This is a genomic window from Roseovarius mucosus (assembly GCF_002080415.1).
Taxonomy (GTDB): domain Bacteria; phylum Pseudomonadota; class Alphaproteobacteria; order Rhodobacterales; family Rhodobacteraceae; genus Roseovarius; species Roseovarius mucosus_A.
The window spans coordinates 3659805-3684758 of sequence record NZ_CP020474.1 but is presented as its reverse complement, the minus strand read 5'-3'; the positions used below and the strand labels follow the sequence as shown (position 1 = coordinate 3684758).

The window sequence follows — 24954 nt, the reverse complement described above, 5'->3', positions numbered from 1 at the left end:
GTGCCTGTCAGATTCAAGGCGTGGCGAATGACGGGATCCGCCCTTCTCGTCGAAGCTCCGGTATTTCTCGTGCAGAACACCCTCACCACGCATGCGATGACCACACGATCTCGCCAAGAATGCGGATGCGGTTCATATCTGGGCCTCGGCGCGTTTCGGTGGGGTAATCCGGGTTGTCAGAGCTGAGAATGATCATCTCATTATCTACCAGCTCGACACGCTTTACCCGCGAGGAGCCGTCGATGTCGACCAGCGCATAGACGTGTCGATTACGGATCGTGGTTTTGCGTTGGTCGATCATGACCACGTCGTCGTCGCGAAGCATTGGGCACATGCTGTCGCCAGAGACGCGCATCAGACAGGCTTGGGACGGCGAAATATTATGCTCATTCAACCACTTGCGGCAGAAAGCAAGTGCGCCCTCATATGAGACCTCGCCATTCTCTACGCCCGCCCCGGCAGCAAGGCGGGCATCCAGGCGTAGGATCACGTCGAAATCATCATGGCCGAGTTGGGTTGTATAGACCGTGCCCGCCTCACGCGGTGGCCCGAAATAGAATTCTAATTCAAGCACTTCGGCCAGTTTCTGAAGCGCCACAACGTTGTATCGCTTCTCGCCCTTCGCAGGCATCCGCATCTTCTTGATTAAGGCCGTATGTCCAACGGCCAATTGTGACGCGGCTGCGTCACTCAAACCCTTATCCTTCAGGGCCTTGTCTATGGTCATTAGAATCGGATCCATCCAATTAAGTTAGACCAAAGGGGCTAATCTCGCAATAGAAAGACCAAATGGGCTTGTCTATTCGAGACCAAAGGGGCTATAGTCGCCCCATGAACCAGCGAAACACACTCATAACCCTCGCAACCACGCTCGCGGCGCATCGCGGGGTCACGCATTACGCAATCTCCATGCGCGCCCTTGGTAAAGGCGACTTCTTCAAGAGAATGATTGAACGCGGATTTGACTGCCGCACTGCGACCGCCGAGCGCTTGCTCGCCTGGTTCGATGAGAATTGGGATCGGGACCTTGAATGGCCCCGCGACATCCCCCGCCCATCCGCCAAACGGGAGGACGCCGCATGAACCCGCGCCCCGAGCCCGAACGCTCCCTTCCCCCCGGAAGCGGCTTTGCCATAGCCTTCCTGTTCGCCCTCGTTTTTTGGGCCGTGGTCGCCACAGGCCTGTCCGTCGCAGTGCTGCGCCACGGTGCCGCCCCTGAAACACCCCCTTCAACACAGGATTTAATGTGATGCGGATTTCCGATCTCATTCCCGATGCGGGCCAGTTGCAGGACGAGATCGCGGCCATTCCGCAGGCGCAGCGCGTGGCGTTGGCCCTGCGCCCCGGCTGCGCCCAGTCTGCTTGCTCCGGCCGGGGCGTCTTTTCTGTCATCGGCGATGTGCTGGGAACGTTGGCACTGTTCGCCGTGCTCGTCGTTCTCGCGAGTTTTGGCGCATGAGGCCCCGGAATGATTGAGCATCTTTCGACCGTCACCGAACTTCCTGTCGATGCGATCATCATCGAGGACCGGCTGCGCGACGTGAACACCGCCACGCTAGACGGGCTCAAGCAGTCAATCGAGCAGAGCGGCCTGTTGCAGAACATAACCGTGCGGCGCAAGCGCGACGGCGACTACCTCCTCGACGGAATGCACCGCCTGACCGCGCTGCGAGAGATTGGTCGAAAGTCCATCCCGGTGCGGCTCGTTCGTTGCAACGACGCCGAGGCTCGGCTGATCGAGATCGACGCCAATCTTGCAGGCGCGCCACTGATCCCGGTTGATCTGGCAATGTTTCTGGCAGAGCGCAAGCGCGCCTATGAAACGCTGCACCCGGAAGCCAAGGCGGCGACCGGCGCGGACCTCGTATCAAAGCGGTGGGATACGGCGGAATTGAGTTCCGTCGTATCGTTTGTGGCGAGCGTCCAAGAGCAGCTCGACCTATCAGAAAGACATATCCGCAACTACGTCCGCGCCGGGACGCTGCTGGAACGTCCAGAAATTGAAAGCCTGCGTAAAGCCCCAAAACAGGTTGGCGTTTACGACCTGATAGATATCGGCAAAATCGGAGAGCGTGACGAACGAGAATTCGTAGTCAAGGCGCTCGTTTCCGGCGAGGCAAAGAAAGTGTCCGCCGCCCGCAAAGCCTATCGCGCCGCGCGCGGCGAGGCTCCTGCCCCGATCAGCGATAAAGACCAGAAGCTGTTGCGCCTCTTGGACGCTTGGGACCGCGCGGGCAAGCGCGAACGCCGGGCATTTCTCGAAGAGCGCGGCGCGGAGGTTGCGGCGCTGTTCAGCGAGCTTGACCATGGGGATGCGGAATGACAGGCCCGGCCCCTTCGCAGGAATGGTGGAGCGCTGCCGATCTGGCGGAGGCCGGATTGCCCGACCTGCCGGGCACCAAGCGCAAAATCAACCAGTTGGCAGAGCGCGAAGGCTGGGCGCGGCACGCAGGCAAGGTGCGGCGGCGTAAAGGAGCCGGAGGCGGCCTTGAATATCACTGGAGTCTCTTGCCTATCCGCGCCCGCATGCGGCTGAGCGCAGATTTGATCAACGCCCCTGCGGCCCGGCCCGGCAAGGATGAGGCTTGGGAGCGCTTTGCAGCAGCGGGTGACAAGGCCCGCGCTGAGGCCGAGGCGCGGCTGGAGGCCATTGCCGAGGTCGAGTTGTTGGAAGGGGCCGGATTGACCCGCTCTGCGGCCGTGCGCGAGGTCGCGCACAAATTGGGGCGGTCCGAGAAATCCCTCTGGAATTACCTCGGGCAGGTCGAGGGAGTGGCCCCCGCCGACCGGCTGGCTTACCTGATCGACGGGCGCGCAGTGCGGCGTGCTTCCGCCCAACGGGGTGACATCGACCCGGCCTTTCTGGCACTGGTGCGCAGCGACTGGCTACGCCTGTCGCAACCTTCCCTCACCAGTTGCTATGACCGCGCCGTGCGCGTCTGGACCTCCGAGCAGCGCAACAGCACCGTGCCGCCCCTTCATCAGGTGCGACGCTGGATCAAGGCCAACGTCTCGGCCCCGACTGAAACCTACCTGCGCAAGGGCGAGCAGGCTCTCCGCCGCCTCTATCCAGCGCAGGTGCGCAGCAAGGCCTTCATGGTCCCGCTCGAATGCGTCCAGGGCGATTATCACAAGTTCGACGTTTTCGTGCGCTGGCCCGGCATCGATACGCCCGTGCGGCCGCAGATGATGGTCTGGTCGGACGTCTATTCCGGCAAGCTCTTGGCATGGCGCCTGTCGGACACGGCCAACAGCCACACCGTGCAGCTTGTGACCGGTGACCTGATCCGGACCTATGGCATCCCGCAATCGGTTCTGATCGACAATGGCCGGGAATTTGCCGCCAAGGCGATGACAGGCGGCACGCCAACCCGGTTTCGGTTCAAGGTCACGGATGAGGATATTCCCGGGCTCTTGCCGCTCTTGGGCGTGCATGTCCACTGGGCCACGCCCTATTCGGGGCAATCCAAACCTATCGAGCGCGCCTTTCGCGACCTTTGCGACCGCGTGGCCAAGCACCCCGCCTTTGACGGGGCCTATACGGGCAACAAGCCGGACGCAAAACCGGAGGACTACGGCACCCGCGCCATCCCGCTCGACGAGTTCCGCCTCGTTCTCGAGGACGAGCTCGCGCATCACAACGCCCGCCCCGGGAGGCGCAGTGAAGTGGCCATGGGGCGGTCGTTTAATGAGGTGTTCAACGAGGGCTATGCGCGCGCCACAATCAAGCGCGCGACCGACGAGCAGCTGCGCCTCTGGCTGCTGCGGGCCGAGGGAGTGCGGGCCAAGACCAGCAATGGCGCGCTGAAACTCTACGACACGGAATACTGGTCCGAGTGGATGTACCGGATCGCAGGCGAAAAGGTGGTTGCACGGTTCGACGCGGATGATCTGACAGCAGGGCTGGAAGTCTACGATCTGGCAGGCCGGTATCTCGGTCATGCGGCGTGCCTTGAAGACGCCAAGTTCATCGACGTCGACGCGGCGCGGGATCATGCCCGCAAACGCGGGGCGTGGGCCAAGGCGCAGAAGGCCGAGGCCAAGGCGGCGCGCGAGTTGACGGCGGCCGAGGTGGCCGCCCGTGTGCGCGCAGCCTCGGGGCTGGCGGCAGACGAACCCCTGCCCGAGGCGCAGGTGCATCAGCTGGTGACGCCGCATAAGGCCGCCCCCAAGCGGCGGCGCGCGCAAAGCGTCGAGGAGATAGAGCGCGAAGCCGCACTTGAGGCCCGCGTGACGCGCCTCGCCGAGCATCGCGCCCGCCCCGTTGAGGTCGATGAAGACGATCCCAAGGCACTGTTTCTGCGTGCCCGCGCCCTCGAGACCGCGCAGGCGGAGGGCGAGATGCTGACGCAGGCACAGGCTGATTGGCTGGCCGACTACCAACAGAGTTCCGACTACCGCGCCCAGCTGCGCATGGAGCGCCGCTTCGGTGCCCAAGAGTAACAAGAAAAGGAGAGCAGCATGACCCCTTCCATTGCGCCCCTGCGAAACGTCGCAGCGCTGATCGGCCTCGTCGAGCGTGTCCAGTCCCGCGCCTTCGGCCTGCCGGGCATGGCGACGTTCTACGGCCCCTCCGGCTGGGGCAAGACCACCGCCGTGACGGTCGCGGCCAATGAATATCAGGCCCATGTTGTCCAGGTCAAAGACTGCTGGACGCCAACCTATCTGGCGCAGGCGATACTGCGCGAAATCGGCCTGCCGCCCCAACGCGGCGTGGCCGCCATGGTCGACGCCATCGGCGCGCAGCTTGCCCGCAGCGACCGCCCACTCATCATCGACGACGCGCAATACCTCCTGCGCAAGCGGATGATCGAGCTGGCGCGCGACATTTACGAGAGCTGTCAGGCCCCGGTCATTCTGGTGGGCGAGGAAAAGCTGCCGCAGGACCTGACCCGCTGGGAGAACATCCACAACCGCCAACTCGCATGGGAGCCCGCCCTCGCCTGCAACCTGCCAGACGCAGAAAAGCTCGCGCCGATCTACGCGGCTGGCATCGACGTGGGCGCTGACCTGCTCGGGGCCATCGTTGACGCCTCGGGCGGATCGATCCGCCGGGTGGCGATCAATCTGGCGCGCGCCAAGGAGCTGGCCATGGGCCGGGGGCGGCGTCTGGCCGACCTCGAGCTTTGGGGCAACCGGGCCTTCGAGACTGGGCAACCTCCAGCGGTGCGCCGGGTCGACGATTTCCGCCCCGTCACCCCGCGCGCGCCCGAAAAGATCGTGCCTCTTGCGACTGAGAAGAAGGCGGGCCGGGCATGAGTGACCTCTTTGATCGCCTTTGGACGCAGGTCCGCGAGCTTGAAGAGTTTGACTGGGAGGCCGTGTCCCACCTCGGCTGCAGCCGTGAGACTGCCGTGCGCTACCTGCGCCACTGGCGGGACGCGGGCAAGATCCGCGTGAGCCGCGTCACCCGCAATGGCAAACGCTGGTATGCCCCCACAGGCCGCCCCCTGCCCGGCCCGCAGCCGGTCTCTGGCGAGGCAACACCCGAGGGAAATATGTGGCGCGCTATGCGCACGCTGCGCCATAGTTTCAGCCCCGTCGACATCGCAGCCCATGCCAATGCAGGAGGCGTCGAAGTGACCGTCGAGAAGGCACGCGCCTATTGCCGCCAACTCTTGGCCTCCGAACATCTGCGCGTGGTCGAAATGGCCATCCCCGGTCGCCGCGAAGCGCTCTATCGCCTTGTCGAGGATACCGGCCCGCGCGCGCCCAAGCCGGTGCGTCTGGCGGGCATCCTTGACCCCAACACCGGCGGCTTCAGCCCGGCGAAAGGTGGTGCAGCATGAGTGCGCGTGACACCGCTCGCGAATTCTGGGGCGACGCCTTGCCGGATTGGGTGGCCGCCTTGGCGCGTGCCTGCGACGAGACCAGCCAGAACAAGGTTGCGGTCAAGATGGAACGCAGCGCAACGCTTGTGTCGAACATCCTGCGCAACCGCTACCCAGCCGACACCAGCATCGTCGAGGACCTCGTGCGCGGGCATTTCATGCGCGAAGTGGTCGACTGCCCCGCCTTGGGCGAGATCGGCAAACAGGTCTGCCGCCGTTGGCGCGGAAAAGCGGCGCAGTTCGAAAACGTGAACTCGCTCAGTGTATCCATGTACCGCGCCTGCAATCGGTGCCCCATCCACAAAGGGGCCGACGATGACGCGGCATGACGACAGCCTTGATACGCCTGTGACGGAGCTTGCGGTGCAGGCGGTGCCCGCCTCGGAGATCGCGCGCCGCCTCGGGGTCACGACGCAGCGCGTCCACTCCGTGCTGCACTACCTGCGCCGTCACGGGGCCGCTTTTCCACCGGTTCGACCGGGCAAACCCTGCGGGCCTCAGGGCGCACAGCTGACCCGGCTCAACGCCGAGACCCGCGCCGCGCTTGCACCGCATGCCATCGCGCGCGGGATAGAAACGAAGGCGCTCGCCGTCCGCATCCTCGACGTCGTGATCCGCGACAATCTGATCGACGCCATTCTCGACGACAAGGAGACCAACCCATGAACGCCCCCGAAATCGCCCGCTGGAACCCCGACGAAATGCTGCGCCTCGCAGCCTCGGGCGTGGCCAAGGTGGACCTGCTTGGCCCGCGCGGTAGCACGCTTTGCTCCATGGACGAAATCACCGCCATGGCCGCCGTCTGCGCGCTGCATGGCGTGGGTCCGCGCCTCCTTTCAACACCCCCTTCAACAGGAGAGTAAAATGTCTGAATTCACCCCCCTTTCCATCCCAGACGGACGCCGCGAGATTGACGGAAACATCTATATGGGCGACGGCCGGGGCGGCTGGCAGCCGCTCGAGACCATCAAGCCGCAGCACATGCTCGAGGATGAGACCGTCCGCAAGATTGTCAGCTACGGCCTGCCGCTGTCCGATCAAGTCAAGCGTTTCAAGGCACATACCTTCGACGATATCGGTGCATTCGAGGCGATACTTGCGCAGGAATATGATGCCAGGATCGGCGGCAAGAAGGGCAACAAGACGCTGATGAGCGTCGATCAGCTCTATAAGGTCGAGGTGCGTGTGTCGGACCGGATTGACTTCGGCCCCGAGTTGCAGACGGCAAAGCAGCTCTTTGACGAATGCCTGAATGAGTGGTCTGCCGAGGCGCGCGCCGAGCTGCGCGGCCTCGTGGCCGACGCCTTCAACACCGACAAGCAGGGGCAGATCAACCGAGCGCTGATTTTCATGCTCCTGCGCCGCGACAGCACCGATCCGCGCTGGAAACGCGGTCAGGACGCGATCCGCGACGCGATGCGCACGGTCGGCTCCAAGACCTATGTGCGGTGCTGGCACCGGGCAGCGCATGACGCACCTTGGGAGCCGATCACCATCGATCTGGCGAAGGTCTGAGTCGATGAACCGCGCCCTGCAACAGCTGATCTTCGCCGCCTGCCGCCAATTGGGCCTCGACGAGGACGCGCGCCGGGATTTGCAGGTCAGCGTCACCGGCAAGGCCTCCTTGCGCGACATGAACGACGGCGAGTTGAAGCTCGTCGTCAACCGTCTGAAGCAGGCGGGGTTCGAGGACAAACCCCGCAATCCGCGCCACAAGCCCGCACCCCGCGCCGACCTGCGCATGATCCATGTGCTTTGGCGCAAGCTCGGGCAATCGGGCGCGCTGCGCGATCCCTCCCGCGCCGGGCTCAACAAGTTCATCCGCGCGCGGTTCGGAGGCGTCTGGGGATCGGTCCCAGCCGATGTCGACATGCTGCGCGCGTGGGAACAGATCGACGCCGTCATTCAGGCCCTCAAAACGTGGGGCCATCGTCAAAACATCGACTTCGACTGGGAGGATCACCGCCGGTGAAGAAGCCCGATGGAGAATGATCCTCTCTGGGTCGACGAGATGCGCACCGATCTGGGCGACGCCCCGGTCGAGCGTTTCTTGCACCGTGCAAGCGGCATGCGCCTTTATGTGCCCGGCACGCCAAGGACCAAAAGCCAGCTGACGGCGCTCGGAGGGCCGGATATTGCCAGATGGATTTCCGACCGCTACGCTGGTGACTACGTGGACGTGCCCTCCATTCGGGCGCAGACCCGAGATGGCCTCAGACACGCGCTGCGCGAGGCCCCGGATACGCCGGTCAATGAACTGGCCAACCGCTTTGGCGTGACCGCCCGCCGCGTTTTGCAGGTCAAGGCAGCGCTGGCAGAGGAGGAAGAACCACCCCTCCTCAAGGTCATGCGAAGGGCTTCATCTGAATAAGCTGTGCGTCCCCCTTTATCCTGACGGGAAAGGGGGCACCCATGCAAACAGTCCGAACCATTGCCGAAGAGATTGTCGCCCGCGAAGGCGGCTTCGTGAATGACCCCGCCGACCCCGGCGGGGCCACCAACTTTGGCGTCACGATCCACACCATGCGCAGCTTGGGCCTTGATCTCGACCGGGATGGCGACGTGGACGTGGCCGATGTGCGCCTCATGACCCGCGCCCGCGCCGTCGACATCTTCATCGAGCATTACTTCGTGCGGCCGCGCATCGCGGAACTGCCCGAGGCGCTGCAGGCGAGCGTCTTCGACATGCAGGTCAACGCAGGCTCCAATGCCGTGAAAATCCTGCAGCGCCTCGTAACTGACATGGGGTTTCCCGCGACGGTCGACGGCGTGATCGGCCCGGCCACTTTGCGCGCGGTGCGCGCCGCCCATAACGCGGCCCCGGCCCATATCGCCGACGCCTATGCCATCGCCCGGCGCAATTACTACCTGCGCCTCGCCGATGCGCGGCCCGCAAGCCGCAAGTTCGCACGCTCTCGCGCGGGCGGCAAAGGCGGCTGGATCAGGCGCGCCGAGGAATTCATGTCGGCGCGCTACCGCATGACGGACGCAGATTTCAAAGAGAGGGTGGCATCATGGGGCTGATCAAGTTTCTGGGGGCGCTCTTTGGCGGCGGGCGCAATGTGATTGCCGAGACGGCCGAGATCTTTCGGCCCAATGCCGAAAAGGCGGATATGCGGGAGGCCGCGTTTCAGCAAGCGGCCCTTGCCCAAATGGCGGCGGAGTTCACCGGCGCGCCCGGTCTTTGGGGGCAGTTCGTGGACGGTCTCAACCGCCTGCCGCGCCCGGCCATGGCCTTTGGCTGCCTTTTCCTTTTCTGGTCGGCCATGTCAGACCCGATCTGGTTTGCCGAGCGGATGACAGGCCTCGCCCTCGTGCCTGAACCGCTCTGGGCGCTGATGGGGGCCATTGTCGCCTTCTACTTTGGCGCGCGCGAGCTGCACAAGTTCCGGGGAACCGCGATGCAAAAGGAAGCCGCGCGGATCATCGCGCAGGCCCCGCAAGTGGCGCGCAGCGTCTCCCAATTGCAGGCGCTACGCCATGACAGTCCGGGTGCGGCCGATACCGGACCAGATGCCGAGGTCGCCTTGGCCGCCGTGGACGTAACCGACAACCCGGCGCTCGACGACTGGAAGCGCGCGGCATGATGGATTGGGACCTCTTCTGGAAAGGGCTGGGTGTCGTCTTCCCGATGCTCGTGGCGCTTTACACATTCATCGCCACGCGCCGCAAAGACCTGGACGAAACCCTCGCGGAAGGCCACGAGCGGATGGACCGGCACGAAGCCCGGATTTCCCGGCTCGAACAGGCGGTGCAGAACATGCCGGGCAAGGATGACATGCACGCGCTTCAACTCGAGCTGGTCAGACAAACCGGGTCGATGGAGAAGATGGCCGCCGTCATGGAGGGCAACGCGATGATCACCGCCCGGCTCGAGGCCATCGTGTCACGCCACGAACAACACCTGCTCGATGGAGGCAAGAAGTGAGCGATTATCAAGCAACCCTGCGCAAACACCGCCGCCTCGCGATCCTGCGGCATCTCGAACAGGTCTCGGGCTATACTGCCAATGCGTCGATCCTGCGCGACGTGCTCAATGGCGTGGGCGTCGGCTCCACCTTTGACCAGGTGACCACCGAACTGGCATGGTTGCAGGAGGTGGGCATGGTCACCGTAGCCGACCATGGCGACTTCGTCATTGCCGAGGCCACCCGGCGTGGCATCGAGGTCGCGCGCGGCGAGGCCGTGCATCCGGAGATCCAGCGTCCAAGCGCGCGGAGGCTCTGACATGCCCCCACCCCGCAAGGTCGAGCTGTTGCCGCCCGAGCTGCGCCAGTGGCTGCATGACTGGTGGAAAGCCAAGGGTTTTCACGGCTACGAGGAACTGGCCGAAGAATTGAACTTCCGCCTCGCGGAAGACGGGCTCGAGCTGCGCATCGGCAAGAGCGCCCTGCATGCCTACGGTCAGGAATACGAGCAGTTCGTCAAGCTGCAGAACGAGGCCGGGGCATGGGCCAGCCAGTGGCTGGCCGACAATGACCTCTCGGAGGAGGCCGACCGGCACCGCGTTCTTTTCCAGATGATGACAAGCGTGGCCTTCAAGGTTCTTAAATCGCAGATGACCAAGGAGGGCGAGGATATCGATCCGCGCGAGCTACATTTCTTGGGCAAGATGATGAAGGACATCATGTCGAGCGCGGGCATTCGCGAGCAGCTCATGGTCAAGGAACGCGCCCGCATCGCCGCCGAAGAACGCGCCAATGCCGTCGAGGCGCTGGACAGCGCCCGCGATGAACTGGGGCTTTCCAGCGACGTCATCGGCAAGCTGCGGCGGGAGTTTCTGGGAGTGCGCGCGTGATCGCCCCCGTCCTCACCCGCGACCCCGACGCCCTGCCCGAGGAATTGCCGCGCGGCTCGGAGATCCCCGAGAGCCTCGATCCGCTCGCGGACGGCATCCTGATGGCGCATCAACGCTCTTGGCTCGCCGACGAGAGCGACCTCAAGGTCTGCGAAAAGGGCCGCCGCACCGGCATCACCTTTGCCGAGATGCTGGGCTGCGCGTTGATTGCCGCCGCCGCGCGCGGCGCGGGCGGGCAGAATTGCTTTTACATCGGCGACACCAAGGACAAGGGCCGCGAGGCCATCGGCTATGTGGCGCATTTCGCGCGGGTGATTGCCGGGGCGGCGCACCCTATCGAGGAGTTTCTCTTCGAGGATCAACAGCCCGACGGCACCACCAAGTTCATCTCGGCCTACCGGGTGCGCTTTGCCTCCGGGTTCCGGGTTGAGGCGCTCAGCTCCAACCCCGCCAATATCCGGGGCCTTCAGGGCACCGTGGTGATCGACGAGGCCGCGTTCCACAAAGACGTGCGCGAGGTGATCGACGCCGTGAACGCGATGCTGATCTGGGGTGGCAAGGTCCGGATCATCTCGACCCATAACGGCTATCTCAACGCCTTCAACGAACTCATCCGCGAGGCGCGCGCGGGCAAGAACGGCTTTGCGGTGCATCGCTACACCTTCGGCGACGCGGTCGCCAACGGGCTCTATAAACGCGTCTGCATGATGCAGGGCAAGACCTGGACGCCGGAAGCCGAGGCCGCGTGGGAGGCCACCGTGCGCCGCGCTTACGGCGCGCGCGAGGCCGCCATGCGCCAGGAGCTTGATGCGGAACCGGCCGAGATGGAAGGCGCGGCCCTCACCCGCGTGCAGATCGAGGCCTGCATGGCCAAGGGCATCCCGTTCCATCGCTGGACGCAGCCCGACAGCTTCAAGAACGCCGACGAACCCGTGCGCAAGGCCGCTGCTGAAGCCTGGTGTAAAACCCACCTTGAACCGGTGCTTAAAACCCTCGACCCAACCCGCCCGCATTTCATGGGCGAGGACTTTGCGCGCTCAGGCGACGCCACCGACATCATCATTCTCGAGCAGGGCGTCGATCTCACGCGGCGCACCAAGCTCATTGTCGAGCTGCGCAACATCCCCTTCGATCAGCAGCGTGATGTGCTCTTCTGGCTGCTCGACCGGCTGCCTAATTTCTACAAGGGCGCGATGGACCGCACCGGCAATGGGGCCTATCTCGCCGAGGTCGCGGCCCAACGCTACGGCGAGCGGATCGTCGAAGTCTCCTTCACGCGCCAATGGTACGAGCTCGAGATGCCCCCCTATATCGAGGCTTTCTCGGATCGCACCATCGTTCTGCCCGCCCATGAGGACGTGCTGCGCGACCACCAGGCGCTGCAATACACAAACGGCATCATCCGCGTGCCCGAGAATTTCCGCTTCAAGGGCTCAGACGGGCTCGACCGGCACGGCGACAGCGCCATTGCAGGCGCGCTCGCCTGGTATGCGAGCAATCAGGACGTGGTGCCGATGGAGTTTCAATCGACCGGGCCGCGCACCGCTTTGACGGCTCAAGACTTCACCAGCCCCTTGGGCGGGCGGCGCATGGGCTTTGCCCGGGGCCGGGGTGGCTTGGATTTCGGAGGATTCTGAGATGGCGAGAAAGACCAGCACCATGCGGCTGCGGTCGGTGCGGATGCGCAACCCGATGGAGCTCGCGGGCATTCAGGGCGGGCGTGACATCACCCGTCCGTGGATCGGCCCGCTGCTCGAGCCGACAGATCCGATCCTGCGCACACGGGGCGGCGGCAGTTTCGACATCTACAAGCCCATCCTGACAGACCCGCAGGTCAAATCGGTGATGACGCAACGCATCTCGGCCGTGACCAGCCGGGAATGGGAGGTGGTACCGGGCGAGGACACGGCGGCAGGCAAGCGCGCGGCCGACTGGCTGCGGGAGGAACTCGCGGGCCTGAAATTCGACCGCCTGACCGAGAAAATGCTCTGGGGCCTCTTCTATGGCTATTCCGTCGCCGAACAGATGTATCGGCGCGACGGGCGGCTCTGGGGCTGGGAAGAAATCCGCGTGCGCGACCGGGTGCGGTTTCGCTTTGACGAGGATTGCGGGTTGCGCCTTTTGACCCTCTCAAACATGCTGACCGGCGAGGAAATGCCGCCCGAGAAGTTCTGGGTCTTCTCGACAGGGGCTGATCACGACGACGAGCCTTACGGGCTGGGTCTCGCGCATTGGCTCTATTGGCCGGTCTGGTTCAAGCGCAACGGTCTGAAGCTCTGGCTCATCGCCCTCGACAAATTCGGCATGCCGACCGCGCGCGGCAAATATCCCGCGCAGGCGACGGAGGAAGAGCAAAAGACCCTGCTCGAGGCGGTTCTGGCCATCCGCTCGGAGGCCGGGATCATCATCCCCGAGGGCATGGATATCGAGCTTTTATCTGCACCCGCAGGTGCCAGCTCTCTTGATTACCAGAAGCTGCACGACACGATGGATGCCGCCATCTCGAAAATCGTGCTGTCGCAGACCATGACCACCGACAATGGCTCCAGCCGGTCTCAGGCCGAGGTGCATGACGACGTGGGCGACGCGGTCAAGAAATCCGATGCCGATCTCGTCTGCCAATCCTTCAACGAGGGGCCTGTCGCACGATTGTGTGAATTCAACTTTCCCGGTGTTGCGCCGCCGAGGGTCTGGCGCAAGATGGAAGACCCGGAGGATACAACCGCCGCCGTCGACCGCGATGAGAAGCTGCATCGCATCGGCTGGCAGATGACTGAGGATCGCGTAAAGGAAATCTATGGTGACGGCTATGAGCGCACAGCACCTCCCGACCCTACCCCACCTGGTGAGAACCCGCCCGAGGCCGGTTTCGCCGAGCATCGCCATGAGAGCGCGCTCGACAGGCTTGCGGCCGAGATCATCGCGGAGGGTCATGCCGAGACGGCCGTCGAGCCGCTATTCGCAGATATCGCGGCCCTTCTGGGCAGCATCGCACCGGGCACCACGCTTGAGGCGCTGCGCGCCCGTCTCGACGCCTTGGCGGCCGCACCGAGCGACGGACAAGCGATGACTGATCTGCTGACCGAGGCCAGTTTTGCCGCGCGTCTGGCGGGTGAACTGGGGGCCGTGGTGGACGACAGCGAGGCAACAGATGGGTCGGACACCCTGCCCGGCTCCGTGGCCCCATGATCGACCTGCAGCGCCTGCGCCCCGAGGATGCGCTGTCCTTCTTTCGCTCCAAAGGCCTCGCCCCGCCCGATGCGCGGTTCGATTTCCGCGACGTCTGGCGCAATGAGCACGCCAGCAATTTCGTTGTCGCCAAGGCGATGCGAACTGACGTGCTCGAGACGATCCGTGGGGCGCTCGACCGGGCGCTGGCCAATGGCGGCACGCTCAGCAGCTTCATGGATGACCTCGAGCCCGAGTTGAAACGGCTTGGCTGGTGGGGCAGCGCCACAGAGCGCGATCCCCTGACCGGCGAGTTGAAGAACGTCCAGCTTGGCTCGCCCCGCCGCCTGCGGGTGATCTTCGACGCCAATATGCGCGCAGCCCATGCTGCGGGCAAATGGGCACGCATTCAACGCACCAAGGCGGCCTTCCCCTTCCTGCGCTACGTCCAGATCCAGCGCGACACCAAGCGCGAGGACCACGCGCGCTATCACGACCTGATCCTGCCCGTCGATCACCCGGCATGGCTTCGTATCTTTCCCCCCAACGGCTGGCGGTGCGGCTGCACGGTCCAGCAACTCTCCCAAGGCATGATCGACCGGGGCGGCCTGAAGGTGACAGAGGATTTCGAGCTGGAGGAGCGCGGGGTCTTGAACCGTCGCACCGGCGAGATTGAACCCACGGCGCTTGGGGTCGATCCGGCATGGGATAGCAACGCGGGCCATGCTTGGCTTGACCTCGGCGCGCGCCATGCAGGGATATCGACCGGGCTTTCCGCCCCGGCGGCGGCAACCGAGCTTGGCTTTGCCATGCGCGCCCGGCTTATGGGCCTTGGCGACGGGCGCGAGCATCTTGGCGCGTTCAATCTGCGGACTGGCGAGGAAATCGACTGGAGCGTGGGGGGTGCTGACCGGGTGCGCCTCGGGCCGGAGGTCACGCAACGCCTGCGCGACGGGCAAGAGATTGGCCTTGTGCACAATCATCCCAGTTCTGCGCCTCTCAGCCCGCAAGACCTCGCCACGATGTTCGAGCGGCGCGTCACCTCCATTCTGGCGGTGGGCCATGACGGGTCGCTCTACAGGGCCGTGCGTCTGTCGTCCGCGCGGGTTAACGTCGTGGGGTTTCAGGACGTCGCGGGGGAAATGCTCGACGAGATCGCGCCGGATCTGGACCGGGCGGACCGAGATACTGCGATCCGCCTGATTGTTCTCGAGGTGTTGCGCGCGCAAGGGCTGATCCTATATTCGGACAGCCCCGGTGCGCGCGCCCTTGAAGTTCGCCAGAGAGTGGGAGGCCCGGTTGCAGAGGTTGTCCGCGCAATCACCGAGATGCTGGAGGAGTGAGACTTGGCTTATCTCTTGACCGAACCCCAAGGCTCCTCGCGCCAGGATTACGAAGACGCGCTGCGCGACGCCGAGGCTCTGCCCGACGACGATCCGGACAAAGCCGAGATTGTCGCCGCGCGCAAAAAACAGCTAGAAATCATGTTCGGCCCCTCCCCCCGGCGCACCCCCGAAGAGCGCCGCGCACTCCTCCGGTCCTTCATCGACAAACCGGCATCCTGAGGCAATTTGGGGCTGTTTGACCGCGCGGGCGCACCTGCAACCGACCCCGCCAGACGCAATGGCCTCTCAGCGCCTCATTAAATACCCATTTAATACCCCCCTCGGCGATTTTGCGACCCAACCCCCGCCAGAGCCGGAAGCGCACTCAGCGGGCCGTTCTGGGGCCGTTTGCATTCCGGGCTTGCCGCCTGCCCTCAGAGGGCGCTAGTCTCACCCAAGGCGGCACGCGCAGCGCCCCACCCTTTCCCCTGAAGCCCTTCATCTGATCTGGCCCGTCGCCCCGGCTTAATGTCGGGTCATGACAAAACCGCTTCACATCTTCCGCGCTGGCCGCCACACCGCCCAATCCGGGCAGAGCTTCGAGTTTTCCGAAGCCGAGGTCGAGGGCATCGCCGCCGCCTATGATCCCGCCCTCCATGAGGCCCCCATTGTCGTGGGCCATCCTCGCACCGATGCCCCGGCCTATGGCTGGGTCAAACGCTTGCGCGCCGACGGGGCCGAGCTTTTTGCAGAGCCTGACCAGGTGGAGCCTGCCTTCGCCGAGATGGTGCGCGCGGGCCGCTTCAAGCGGATCAGCGCCTCGTTCTATCCTCCTCAATCCGCCGCGAACCCGACCCCCGGCACCTATTACCTGAAGCATGTGGGGTTTCTGGGCGCACAGCCCCCCGCCGTGAAGGGCCTCAAGGCGGCCGAGTTCGCCGAGGACGCCGAGGTCGTGACCCTCGAGATCGCCTTCTCGGAAGAGGACGCGCCCGCCGCCAGTTTCGCGGACGCCCTGAAAGGCGCGATTGCCGCCGTCCTGTCCTGGGCACGCACCCCCGCAGGCCAAGAGGCGCTCCGCGACGCCGCAGGCGCGCCTGAGACCGCGCAAACCCCATTCGCCGAACCCCAAAAAGGAGAGACCGCCATGTCCGGCAAGGACACGCAAACCCCCGAAGACCGCCAAGCCGCGCTCGATGCGCGCGCGGCCGAACTCGACGCGAAGGAAGCCGCCTTCGCCGAGGCCCTGAACAAGACGCGCCGCGCCGAGGATGCCGCCCTGGTCGAGGCCCTGGTCAAGGACGGCCGCATCGCACCCGGCCTCAAGGACGAGCTTGCCGCGTTCATGGAAAGCCTCGACGCGCAAGACGAGGTGGCCTTTGCCGAAGGCAAGAGCGCCAGCCCGCGCGCGTGGTTCCGCGATCTGCTCTCAAAGCAGACCAAGCCGCTGATCGACTTCAGCGAGCGGGCGGGCGGTGCCACCCCGCCGCAGGTCAAAGGGTCAGACGACATCACCGCCGCCGCCAAGCGCCTGATCAAGGACGCAGAGGCCGAGGGCCGCACGCTGAGCTTTGCCGAGGCTGCGCGCCAGATCGAGGAAACCATGGAGGCCGACAATGCCTAACCCCGGAGCGTTCATCAAATCCTACACCGCCGAAGCGGCGGTGCCCGGTCGCCGGATCGTCAAGTTCGGTGCGGCGGGCGGCATCCTCGTGGCCGCCGCCGCGACCAATCTCGCGATTGGCATCTCGGACCAGCTCGACGCAAAGCCGGGCGACCTTCAGGACGTGATCATGTCCGGCTCGGCCGAGCTCGAGCTTGCGGGCACGGTTGCCGCCGGTGCGCCCATCGCGTCGGACGCCTCGGGCCTTGGCGTCGCCGCCGCTGCCGGGGCCGGAAACATCGCCGTCGGCTACGCGCTGCAGGCGGGCGTGGCTGGCGACATCATCGACGTGGCGATTGCCCGTCACTCCGTCACCTGATCTTTAGGAGCGCTGATCCATGAGCACCCCCACCCCCTTTGTCGTCGATCCGGTTCTGACCGCCATCGCCGTCAACTACCGCAACCCCGATATCTCCTTCATCGCCGATCAGGTCATGCCGCGCGTGCCGGTCATGGGGATGGATTTCAAATGGACCTATTATCCGCCTGAACAGATGTTCACCGTGCCCAATACGGAAGTGGGCCGCAAAGGTCTGGTCCAACAGGTCGAGTTCACCGGCGAAGAAAAGACCTCCTCGGTCAAGGACTACGGTCTCGACGACGTGGTGCCGCAGCGTGACATCGAGGCCGCCCGGGCGCTCCGCGCCGCTGGCAACTCGGCCTTCGATCCCGAGGCGCGCGCCGTAGAGGGCCTTACCCATCTGATCCAGCTCGACCGCGAAAAGCGCGTGGCCGCCATGGTGCAGGATGCGGCCAATTATGACGCGGACAAGAAGGTGGTGCTGTCCGGCGCGGGTCAGTTCTCCGATTCTGCGTCCGACCCCATCGGTGTGATCTCTGCCGCCCTTGATGCCACCTTCATCATGCGCCCCAACGTGGCCGCCATGGGACGCAAGGCCTGGACCGCGCTCTCGACCCATCCCGATATCCTGAAGGCGATCAACCGAACCTCGGGCGACAAGGGCCGCGCCAGCCGCGAGGCTGTGGCCGAGCTCTTCGAGCTGTCGGAAATCCTCGTGGGCGACAGCTATATCAACGCCGCCCGCAAGGGTCAGACGGCGGCCTTCGAGAAGGTCTGGGGCGGCAATATCGCCCTCCTCCACCGCAACACACAGGCCGGTCCGGATGGTACCGCCCCTGCTTGGGGCTGGACCGCGCAATTCGACGGCCGCGTCTCGGGGCGTTTCTTCGATCCCAAAGTGGGCCTTAAAGGCGCCACCACCCTGCGTGTGGGCGAGCAGCTCCGCGAAGTCATCGCCGCCCCCGCCACCGGGTATCTGATCGAGGACGCAGCATGAGCTATCTCATCAAACGCACCGTGATCGCGGCCTCGCGGCTTGAGGCGGGATCGACCCACCCCGCGCAAGAGATCGGCAGCGCGGCGCAGATCGCGCGCCTTCTGGCCCTGGGCGCAATCGAAGAGACTGACGGAGGGGCTGACACCGCGCCGCCGCCTGTCCTCGACGACGCGCTGCGCGTGGCCTTGAGCGAGGCCGTCAAAGCCCTGCCGGGCGACGCCTTCGACAAGAGCGGCAAGCCACGCGTCAAGGCGTTGCAGGACGCAGCCCCGGGCCTCGGCGACCAGATCACCGCCGGTGTGCGGGATGCGGTCTGGGCCGAGATGCAGGCCGCCGCTGGCGCGGGTTCCTGAGAATACCCCCAAGGGGACGCCGCCAAGGATCAGGCGTGACAGCCGGGAGAGACCGGCACCCCTACACCCAAGCCGGAGGCGGACATGCCCTATCTCAGCGCACAGGATATGATCGACCGCTACGGCGAGGGCTTTTTGGCTGAGATCACGGCACAGGGCGCAGCGCCCGGCGTCGTGGATATGGGCGTTCTGCAAGTGGCCATCGACGATGCCGTGTCGGTCACCGAAAGCTATGTCGCGGGGCTTTACAACGCAGACACCCCCCCGCGCGCGCTCACGATGCACGCCGCCGCGATTGCCTGGCATCGCCTCTTGGGCGCGCGGGCCGCCGCCTATGACGGGGCCAAGGAAGGCTATGACGCCGCCCTCAGCTTCTTGCGCGAGGTGCGCCGGGGCGAGGCCTCGCTCGGCGACGAGACGCCCGCCGATACCGGCCCCGGCAATCCACAGCTGCCGCAGATCAGCGCGCCGCAGGCCACCTTCAGCCGCGACAGCCTCAAGGGGTTCTGAGATGGTCACCCTCACCGTCAGCCTCGACAGTCTCGACTTTGACAGCGCCGTCGCCAATGGCCTGCGCTATTTGTCCGACCTCACCCCTTTGATGCGCCGCATCGGCACCGTTCTGGAAACCTCCGTCTCCGAGCGGTTCGAGAAGAGTGAAGGTCCGGGCGGCATCGTTTGGCCCATCTCGCATCGCGCGCGCGAATCCGGCGGCAAGACGCTGGTCGACAGCACACGCCTGCGCGACAGCATCGTGACAGAGGCCGATAGCTTTTCCGCGCGCATCGGCACCAATGTGCCCTATGCCGCCACGCATCAGTTCGGAGCCTTCATCGAGCCGACCGGCGCGGACGCCGCCGCAAAGCTGGCCTTCACCCTCCCCAATGGCCAATTCATCATGGTCGACCAGGTCGAAATCCCGGCCCGGCCCTTTCTGGGCTTTGACGACAAGGACGAGACCGACATCGCGGGCACCGTCGAGGCCTATCTGCGCGAGGTCTTCGCATGACCATCAACGATGTCATGACCCGGATCGAGGCGCAGGTGCCCGAGCTTGGCGGTCGTATCGACGGGGGCCGCGCCTTTGTCGATCTGATCCGCTCCAAGAAGCTGCCCGCGCAATCGGTCGCGGCCTATGTCTTTCCCTCCGGCATTCAGGGCAGCCGCCCCGACGCCGCCTCGGGCGTCTTCAGCCAGATGCTGACCCACCGCACGAGCGTGGTGATCTTCGCGCAGAGCTTTGACCGCACCGGGGCCGCCTCCCTCGACAAGATCGACCAGTTCCTGATGCGCGTGGTGCGCGCCTTGGCGGGCTGGGCACCGGGCGACGAGGTCGGCGTCTTCCGGTTCGAACGCGGGCATCTCGTGTCCAGCGGGGCCGGTGTGCTCGCCTATCAGCTCGATTTCTCCATCGACGATCAACTGAGGATCTTCACATGACCAATCTCCCCACCTCCGGCGGGTCTTACACCCGCGACGACAAGGGCGCGCTGAAGCGGGCCGCGCCCACCCCGAAACCCCAGAAAAAGGATGCCGAGAAATGAGCCTGCTCTGGAGACGCAAGGTCTTGCTCGCGAAGCTCGAGGCCACCTATGGCACCGATGCTGCCCCCACCGGCGGCGACGCAATCCTCGCCAACGATGTGCGCCTGTCGCCCATGCAGGGTCAGGACCTCGACCGCAATCTCGACACGCCTCATGGCGGCCCCACCGGCACGATCCCGGTCGATCTGCACCGCACGATCTCGTTCAAGGTCGAACTGGCAGGCTCCGGCACAGCCGGGACCGCGCCCCGTTGGGGATGCCTCCTGCGCGCTTGTGGTAGCGCCGAGACCGTGACGCCGGGCACCTCCGTGGTCTACAACCGCGTCTATTCGAACCTCGAGAGCGTCACGCTACACCTCAATATCGGCGGCACGCTCTATGCCATGGTGGGCGTGCGGGGTACCGCCGCCTTTGACGTCTCGGCCTCGGGCATTCCCTATATCGAGTTCGAGTTCACCGCGCTCTACGTGGCCCCGGCCGACGTGGCGGTGCCCACGGCGGATTTCACCGGCATTCCCGATCCGCTGGCCGCCTCCACCACCAACACGCCGGTCTTCACAATTGGCGGCACCGCGCTGGTGATGCGCAGTTTCAAGCTGACCCTCGCCAACCGCATCGAGCCGCAGTTTCTGATCGGCGAGGAGGAAGTGATCCTCGACGGGCACGAGAACACCATCGAGGCGCGGGTGCGGGCCGTGGCGCTGGCCGCGTTCGATCCCTTCGCCATGGCCGCCACCCAAGCCAAGGTGCCCGTCGAGATCGAGCACGGCAAGGCCGCCGGAAACATCGTCAACATCGCGGCCCCCAATGCGCAGATGCAGCGCCCCGAAGGTCTCGAGGATGGACAGGGTCGCAAGGAATGGCCGCTGCGCCTCGTGCCGCTGCCCACCACCGCCACCGCCGCCGACCAGTGGGTGATGACCCTCACCTGAGCCAGTTCAACGCCCCCTTCAACACCCCTTTGAAAGAGAGATCACGCCCATGTTCAAGATCGACCAAACCCCGACCTTCACGCACCGCGTGGAGATCAAGGTGCCCTCCGACGGCGGCCACGAGGTGCAGGATATGCAGGTCACCTTCCGTGTGCTGCCCGACGCGGAGGTCGAAGGCTTCGACATGCGCACCGCGCGCGGCGAGCGGGAGTTTCTGGGGGCCGTGGTTCAAGACTTTGACGACGTCGAGGACGAGAAAGGCGCGAAGCTGCCCTACAGCCACGCCCTGCGCGACCGGTTGATTGGTCTGGCTTACGTCCGCGTGGCGATGATCAACGCCTATTACGCGGCGATCATGGGGAAGCGGGTAAAAAACTGAAATGGGCCGGGCGGGCATGGGCGCGCGGCGACCTGATCGGCGATGACGAGGGGCGCGACCATGACGACGAGGCAGCCTTCTGGGGGATCGACCCGGGCCAGCTCAGTCGTGATCCGTCCGGCCCCGGCTCTGGCGTTTGGCCGCAGAATGTCCCTGCCGTGCGCGCCTTCCTCGCGGTCTGCAACCAGTGGCGCACCGTCTCGGCCGGGCTCGCAGGGTTCCGCGTGGTGGGCCTCGACTACACGGCCGCACGGGCGGGGCTGCGCATGAGCGGCGTCCGGATCACGCCCGAGCTTTGGGCCGAGGTGCAGGTGATCGAAGGCGCGGCCGTGGCCGCGATGCGGGAGAGCTGAGATGACATTGCGTGTCCAGGGCGAAATCCTGATGGACGCCGATCAGGCGAAGGCGGAGCTGCAGGCCACCGGCACCGCCGCCAAGGGGGCGGCTCAAGACATTCGCGGCGTGGGCACCCAAGGTGCTGCGGCCGCGCGCGGGGTGGGGCAACTCGGGACCGCAGCGCGGACCTCGGCGACGGGTCTCACGACGGCCAGCGCCGCCGCGGATGTCAACGCTGCTGCAACCCAGAAATTGTCCGGCGCAACCCGCCTCGCCGCCGGATCGATGGGCAATCTCGTCTCGCAGGGCAATGATGTGCTTGTCATGCTGGCTGCGGGACAAAACCCATTTCAGCTCGCCATTCAGCAGGGCACGCAAATCACTCAGGTGATCGGGCCGCTTGGGGCTGCGGGGGCGTTCCGGGCCTTACGCGGCGCTGTCTTGTCGATGCTGAGCCCGATCAATCTGATCACCATCGGCGCGCTGGCGGCAACGGCGGCCTTGGTCAACTGGTTCACCTCCGCTTCTGACGAGGGCGAGAGTTTTGCCGATACCGTCGAGGCGCTCGAGACCCGCATCGACAGCCTGCGCGACAAGATCACGGAGGCCTCGGCCACGCGCCTCGAATTGGCCGAGCGCTTCGGCGAAGGCTTCGTCGAGCGCGCGCAAAACATCCTCGATCGGATCGTCGAGGCCGAAAAGCGCGCGGCGCAGCGTGAGGCGGCGGCTGGGATCACCAGCTTTCTTGAAGAGGGCAATATCAACCTGCCCCGCCCGGACAGCGGCGACCAAGTGCGGCTTGCGCAGGAATTCGACCTGGGTAACATCTTCTTCGGCCGTGCGCGCCGAGAGAGCCGAAGCCTGATCAATGACGTTCTGGCCGACCTCGTCGGGTTACAAGAAGCGGCCCAAGGCACGGTCGAAGAACAAGCCGCCGCCGTTGACGCGTTGATCGAAAGCTACACGCGCGCGGCAGAGGCCTCGGGCGAGATCTCGGAGGCGGAGCAGGCGCGCCTCGACACGCTGGATCAGATGCGCCTTCGGCTGGCCGAGGTCGCCGAGCTTCAATCCCAAGACCCGGCGCAAAACCGCCAGAATGAGGAAATGCTTGCCTTCCTCGAACTGGTAACCAAGGCCACCGGCGAGCAATTGAAGGCCGAGGCCGCCGCGCAGGCCTTGCTCTCGACGATGCTTGAGCAGAATGCGATTGCAGAGGCCATCGCACAGCATGGCGCGGACAGCGCCGCCGTGACACGCCTGCGCGCCCAGTTCGCCCTCAATGCCGCACTTGCGGAGGCCGATGCCTCGGACGCAAGCGTGGAGACCAAAGACGCCCTGCGCGAGGCGGCACAAGCCGCATTCGAGATCGCCACGAGCGACATTTCCGGCGGCATCCGCGCGGCCGCCGACGAAGCCTCGCGCCTTGCGGCCGAAGTGCGCGGCGCGGTCGACGCGATGGCTGACCTACAGTCCCAGGGCGAAGTGGGGCTTGAGAACGCCCGCATCCGGGCAGAGTTCCGCGACGATCCGATTGGCCGCGCCGGAGCCTTGGCAGGGGCGCGGTTCGACCGGGAAACCGCCGTCATAAGGGGCGAGGCCAGCGGGGATCTGGCGACGGTCGACGCCCTCAACGCGCGCCGGGACGCCGTGGTCGAACTGGCCCGGGAAACCGCGCGTCTCAATGAACTCGCCCGGCCCGTGCGCTCCACCAGCGGCGCGCGGGGCGGATCGACCAACGAGACCCTGCGCGAACAGCAGGCGCTCGACCGCCTGATCGAGAGCAAGCGGCGCGAGATCGAGGCCCTGCGCGAGAGCGACCCGGTGCAGCGCGAGTTGATCCGCCTGCGCGAACGCCTGACCGCCGCGACGCCAAAGCAGCGCGAAGAGATCGAGGCCCTTATCGCGGCCCATGAAAACGAGCGCGTGGCCTTGGAGCGCAAGGAGGAATTCGGCCGCTCCGTCGACGACGTACTGCTCGAGGCCGAAAGCCTGCGGGATGTCTGGGAGGGCATTGGCGACATGATCATCCGCGCGGCCAAGGAAGCTCTGATCCTCGGCACCGGTCCACTCTCGGGCCTCTTTGGCGGCAGCGGCGGCGGAGGATTCCTGAGCGGGATCTTCGGCGGCGGCAATGGCGGCGCGCTCGGCGGTCTCTTTGGCCTCTTTTCCGGCAGCTCGTCCCTGCCCTTCGCAAACGGCGGCCTGCCCGCCGCCGCCCTGCCCGGCTTTGCCAGCGGCGGCGATCCTCTCGTCAGCCGCCCTGGCATCCTTTTGGGTGCGGGCACGGGCCGGGGCGACAAGATCCCCGCTCTGGTCAGCGCCGGGGAATTCATCATGACGGCCGAGGCTACAGCCCGCAACCGCACGCTGCTCGAGGCCATGAATGCCGGGGCCATCATCCCGGGCTTCGCCGGAGGCGGCCTGCCCTTGGCCGCGCGGGCCGGGGGTGCTGCCTCGGCGGCGGGCGGTGCGGGCGCGCAGGGCAATGGCGTTACGCGCCTGCGCATCGAGCCATCCGAGCTTTTCCACGCCGTGATCGAAGAGCGCGCGCGCGACATGGCGATTGAAGTCACGAAGATGGGCATAAAGCAATTCATGCGCGACGGCCTGCCGCAAGCCGTCGACCGGATCAACAAAGACCCCAAGAGGCGCGGCTAATGGCAGACCCGCTCGCATTCCCGCTTTCATTCGCGGAGTTTCAGGCCAGATTGAAAATCTCGGTCTCGGAATTTTATATCAACACGCCCATGCAGATCGACCGCACGGCGGGCGGTGTGCCGCTCCCTGCCCAGACAGGCGAGAGCAACTGGCGCGGATCGTTTTCTCTTCCCCCCACCAACAACCGCTCGGACGCAGCCCGGATCGACGCGCTCTTGTCCGTGCTCAATACCCCGGGCGCATCGTTTCTCGTTCATGATCCGGTCAAGACGCACCCGGCAGATGATCCGGCCGGGACAATCCTCGGCGCGGCCACGCCAACGATTGCGCAGCTCGACGCGAACGATGCGCGGATGGTCAAGCTGCAAGGCATGCCGAGCCAATACTGGCTTCGCGGCGGCGATTTCATTGGCTGGCAATATGGCAGCAACCCCACCCGCTATGCCCTGCACCGCGTTGTGAGCGATATTCAGTCGGGCCCGCTCGGCACGACCGACTGGCTTCAGGTGACGCCGCCCATTCAGCCCGGCGTTGTCGTCAGTGACCCCGTGACGCTGATCAAGCCCGTGATCAAGGCGCGGCTTGAACCAAATCCGGCCTACGGCGCGCATCGCTCTGGCAGGGCCGAAGGCGCGCAGTTTTCTTTCGTGCAGATCGTGGGGGTTTGAG

35 protein-coding genes are annotated in these 24954 nt (G+C 65.3%); 34 read left to right on the top strand and 1 reads right to left on the bottom strand.

What is annotated here, in order from left to right; genetic code table 11:
* Positions 1–82 precede the first annotated feature (82 nt).
* Positions 83–742 (bottom strand): S24 family peptidase, encoded by a 660-nt coding sequence (locus ROSMUCSMR3_RS17665; RefSeq protein ID WP_157667353.1) that lies wholly within the window; start codon positions 740–742, stop codon positions 83–85.
* 89 nt (positions 743–831) lie between these two features.
* Between ROSMUCSMR3_RS17665 and ROSMUCSMR3_RS17660 the strand changes: the two genes are divergently transcribed.
* The 34 genes from ROSMUCSMR3_RS17660 (at position 832) to ROSMUCSMR3_RS17500 (ending at position 24953) form a co-directional block, all read left to right on the top strand.
* Positions 832–1083, top strand: coding sequence for a hypothetical protein (locus tag ROSMUCSMR3_RS17660; RefSeq protein WP_081508203.1), 252 nt, complete (start codon positions 832–834; stop codon positions 1081–1083).
* Positions 1080–1250 carry a hypothetical protein gene (locus tag ROSMUCSMR3_RS21590; protein WP_217521280.1) on the top strand — a complete coding sequence of 57 codons (171 nt, stop codon included), beginning with the start codon at positions 1080–1082 and terminating at the stop codon, positions 1248–1250. Before ROSMUCSMR3_RS17660 ends, ROSMUCSMR3_RS21590 begins: the two co-directional genes overlap by 4 nt.
* Entirely contained in the window at positions 1250–1459 is a 210-nt protein-coding gene (locus ROSMUCSMR3_RS17655) for a hypothetical protein (RefSeq protein ID WP_081508202.1), read from the top strand. The genes ROSMUCSMR3_RS21590 and ROSMUCSMR3_RS17655 overlap by 1 nt, the downstream gene beginning before the upstream one ends.
* Before the next feature lie 9 nt (positions 1460–1468).
* The gene (locus ROSMUCSMR3_RS17650; protein ID WP_081508201.1) at positions 1469–2323 is read left to right on the top strand and encodes a ParB/RepB/Spo0J family partition protein; all 855 of its coding nucleotides are present in this window, start codon (positions 1469–1471) and stop codon (positions 2321–2323) included.
* Positions 2320–4443, top strand: a complete 2124-nt coding sequence (locus ROSMUCSMR3_RS17645) for a transposase domain-containing protein (RefSeq protein WP_081508200.1) — start codon at positions 2320–2322, stop codon at positions 4441–4443. The genes ROSMUCSMR3_RS17650 and ROSMUCSMR3_RS17645 overlap by 4 nt, the downstream gene beginning before the upstream one ends.
* An 18-nt stretch (positions 4444–4461) precedes the next feature.
* On the top strand, positions 4462–5259 hold the full coding sequence (locus ROSMUCSMR3_RS17640) for an AAA family ATPase (protein WP_081508199.1): 798 nt from the start codon (positions 4462–4464) through the stop codon (positions 5257–5259).
* Complete coding sequence (locus tag ROSMUCSMR3_RS17635) at positions 5256–5789, top strand: hypothetical protein (protein WP_081508198.1); 534 nt, start codon at positions 5256–5258, stop codon at positions 5787–5789. Before ROSMUCSMR3_RS17640 ends, ROSMUCSMR3_RS17635 begins: the two co-directional genes overlap by 4 nt.
* A complete protein-coding gene (locus ROSMUCSMR3_RS17630; protein ID WP_081508197.1) occupies positions 5786–6160 on the top strand; it encodes a hypothetical protein in 375 nt (124 codons plus the stop codon). The genes ROSMUCSMR3_RS17635 and ROSMUCSMR3_RS17630 overlap by 4 nt, the downstream gene beginning before the upstream one ends.
* The gene (locus tag ROSMUCSMR3_RS17625; protein WP_081508196.1) at positions 6147–6497 is read left to right on the top strand and encodes a hypothetical protein; all 351 of its coding nucleotides are present in this window, start codon (positions 6147–6149) and stop codon (positions 6495–6497) included. The genes ROSMUCSMR3_RS17630 and ROSMUCSMR3_RS17625 overlap by 14 nt, the downstream gene beginning before the upstream one ends.
* Positions 6494–6694 (top strand): hypothetical protein, encoded by a 201-nt coding sequence (locus ROSMUCSMR3_RS17620; RefSeq protein WP_081508195.1) that lies wholly within the window; start codon positions 6494–6496, stop codon positions 6692–6694. Before ROSMUCSMR3_RS17625 ends, ROSMUCSMR3_RS17620 begins: the two co-directional genes overlap by 4 nt.
* A 1-nt stretch (position 6695) precedes the next feature.
* A complete protein-coding gene (locus ROSMUCSMR3_RS17615) occupies positions 6696–7346 on the top strand; it encodes a DUF3164 family protein (RefSeq protein WP_081508194.1) in 651 nt (216 codons plus the stop codon).
* 4 nt (positions 7347–7350) lie between these two features.
* Positions 7351–7803: a gp16 family protein gene (locus ROSMUCSMR3_RS17610; protein WP_081508193.1), complete on the top strand. Its 453-nt coding sequence runs from the start codon at positions 7351–7353 to the stop codon at positions 7801–7803.
* 9 nt (positions 7804–7812) lie between these two features.
* Positions 7813–8202: a hypothetical protein gene (locus tag ROSMUCSMR3_RS17605; RefSeq protein ID WP_081508192.1), complete on the top strand. Its 390-nt coding sequence runs from the start codon at positions 7813–7815 to the stop codon at positions 8200–8202.
* A 41-nt stretch (positions 8203–8243) separates the two neighbouring features.
* Positions 8244–8855 carry a holin-associated N-acetylmuramidase gene (locus tag ROSMUCSMR3_RS17600; protein ID WP_081508191.1) on the top strand — a complete coding sequence of 204 codons (612 nt, stop codon included), beginning with the start codon at positions 8244–8246 and terminating at the stop codon, positions 8853–8855.
* Positions 8846–9418, top strand: coding sequence for a holin family protein (locus ROSMUCSMR3_RS17595; RefSeq protein WP_081508190.1), 573 nt, complete (start codon positions 8846–8848; stop codon positions 9416–9418). The genes ROSMUCSMR3_RS17600 and ROSMUCSMR3_RS17595 overlap by 10 nt, the downstream gene beginning before the upstream one ends.
* Complete coding sequence (locus tag ROSMUCSMR3_RS17590) at positions 9415–9759, top strand: DUF2730 family protein (protein ID WP_081508189.1); 345 nt, start codon at positions 9415–9417, stop codon at positions 9757–9759. Before ROSMUCSMR3_RS17595 ends, ROSMUCSMR3_RS17590 begins: the two co-directional genes overlap by 4 nt.
* The gene (locus tag ROSMUCSMR3_RS17585) at positions 9756–10058 is read left to right on the top strand and encodes a hypothetical protein (RefSeq protein ID WP_008280207.1); all 303 of its coding nucleotides are present in this window, start codon (positions 9756–9758) and stop codon (positions 10056–10058) included. The genes ROSMUCSMR3_RS17590 and ROSMUCSMR3_RS17585 overlap by 4 nt, the downstream gene beginning before the upstream one ends.
* A 1-nt stretch (position 10059) precedes the next feature.
* Positions 10060–10629, top strand: coding sequence for a phage protein Gp27 family protein (locus ROSMUCSMR3_RS17580; protein ID WP_081508188.1), 570 nt, complete (start codon positions 10060–10062; stop codon positions 10627–10629).
* Complete coding sequence (locus tag ROSMUCSMR3_RS17575; RefSeq protein ID WP_081508187.1) at positions 10626–12266, top strand: hypothetical protein; 1641 nt, start codon at positions 10626–10628, stop codon at positions 12264–12266. The genes ROSMUCSMR3_RS17580 and ROSMUCSMR3_RS17575 overlap by 4 nt, the downstream gene beginning before the upstream one ends.
* A gap of 1 nt (position 12267) precedes the next feature.
* Entirely contained in the window at positions 12268–13818 is a 1551-nt protein-coding gene (locus tag ROSMUCSMR3_RS17570; protein WP_081508186.1) for a DUF935 domain-containing protein, read from the top strand.
* On the top strand, positions 13815–15140 hold the full coding sequence (locus ROSMUCSMR3_RS17565; protein ID WP_081508185.1) for a phage minor head protein: 1326 nt from the start codon (positions 13815–13817) through the stop codon (positions 15138–15140). The genes ROSMUCSMR3_RS17570 and ROSMUCSMR3_RS17565 overlap by 4 nt, the downstream gene beginning before the upstream one ends.
* 3 nt (positions 15141–15143) lie before the next feature.
* A complete protein-coding gene (locus tag ROSMUCSMR3_RS17560) occupies positions 15144–15362 on the top strand; it encodes a hypothetical protein (protein WP_081508184.1) in 219 nt (72 codons plus the stop codon).
* A gap of 298 nt (positions 15363–15660) precedes the next feature.
* Complete coding sequence (locus tag ROSMUCSMR3_RS17555) at positions 15661–16746, top strand: hypothetical protein (RefSeq protein ID WP_081508183.1); 1086 nt, start codon at positions 15661–15663, stop codon at positions 16744–16746.
* Complete coding sequence (locus ROSMUCSMR3_RS17550; RefSeq protein ID WP_081508182.1) at positions 16739–17104, top strand: capsid cement protein; 366 nt, start codon at positions 16739–16741, stop codon at positions 17102–17104. Before ROSMUCSMR3_RS17555 ends, ROSMUCSMR3_RS17550 begins: the two co-directional genes overlap by 8 nt.
* Positions 17105–17123: 19 nt before the next feature.
* Positions 17124–18083, top strand: a complete 960-nt coding sequence (locus tag ROSMUCSMR3_RS17545) for a hypothetical protein (protein ID WP_081508181.1) — start codon at positions 17124–17126, stop codon at positions 18081–18083.
* Complete coding sequence (locus ROSMUCSMR3_RS17540; RefSeq protein ID WP_081508180.1) at positions 18080–18436, top strand: hypothetical protein; 357 nt, start codon at positions 18080–18082, stop codon at positions 18434–18436. Before ROSMUCSMR3_RS17545 ends, ROSMUCSMR3_RS17540 begins: the two co-directional genes overlap by 4 nt.
* Before the next feature lie 84 nt (positions 18437–18520).
* Positions 18521–18946, top strand: coding sequence for a gp436 family protein (locus ROSMUCSMR3_RS17535; RefSeq protein WP_081508179.1), 426 nt, complete (start codon positions 18521–18523; stop codon positions 18944–18946).
* Between the two features lies 1 nt (position 18947).
* Positions 18948–19445 (top strand): phage virion morphogenesis protein, encoded by a 498-nt coding sequence (locus ROSMUCSMR3_RS17530; RefSeq protein WP_081508178.1) that lies wholly within the window; start codon positions 18948–18950, stop codon positions 19443–19445.
* Complete coding sequence (locus ROSMUCSMR3_RS17525; RefSeq protein WP_081508177.1) at positions 19442–19876, top strand: phage tail terminator protein; 435 nt, start codon at positions 19442–19444, stop codon at positions 19874–19876. Before ROSMUCSMR3_RS17530 ends, ROSMUCSMR3_RS17525 begins: the two co-directional genes overlap by 4 nt.
* A gap of 100 nt (positions 19877–19976) precedes the next feature.
* Positions 19977–20912, top strand: a complete 936-nt coding sequence (locus tag ROSMUCSMR3_RS17520) for a phage tail tube protein (RefSeq protein WP_081508176.1) — start codon at positions 19977–19979, stop codon at positions 20910–20912.
* A 49-nt stretch (positions 20913–20961) separates the two neighbouring features.
* A complete protein-coding gene (locus ROSMUCSMR3_RS17515; protein WP_081508175.1) occupies positions 20962–21291 on the top strand; it encodes a hypothetical protein in 330 nt (109 codons plus the stop codon).
* Positions 21292–21449: 158 nt separating this feature from the next.
* A complete protein-coding gene (locus ROSMUCSMR3_RS17510) occupies positions 21450–21644 on the top strand; it encodes a DUF1799 domain-containing protein (RefSeq protein ID WP_008280191.1) in 195 nt (64 codons plus the stop codon).
* Position 21645: 1 nt separating this feature from the next.
* Positions 21646–24285, top strand: a complete 2640-nt coding sequence (locus ROSMUCSMR3_RS21820) for a phage tail length tape measure family protein (RefSeq protein ID WP_081508174.1) — start codon at positions 21646–21648, stop codon at positions 24283–24285.
* Positions 24285–24953 carry a hypothetical protein gene (locus ROSMUCSMR3_RS17500; protein WP_081508173.1) on the top strand — a complete coding sequence of 223 codons (669 nt, stop codon included), beginning with the start codon at positions 24285–24287 and terminating at the stop codon, positions 24951–24953. The genes ROSMUCSMR3_RS21820 and ROSMUCSMR3_RS17500 overlap by 1 nt, the downstream gene beginning before the upstream one ends.
* Position 24954 lies beyond the last annotated feature (1 nt).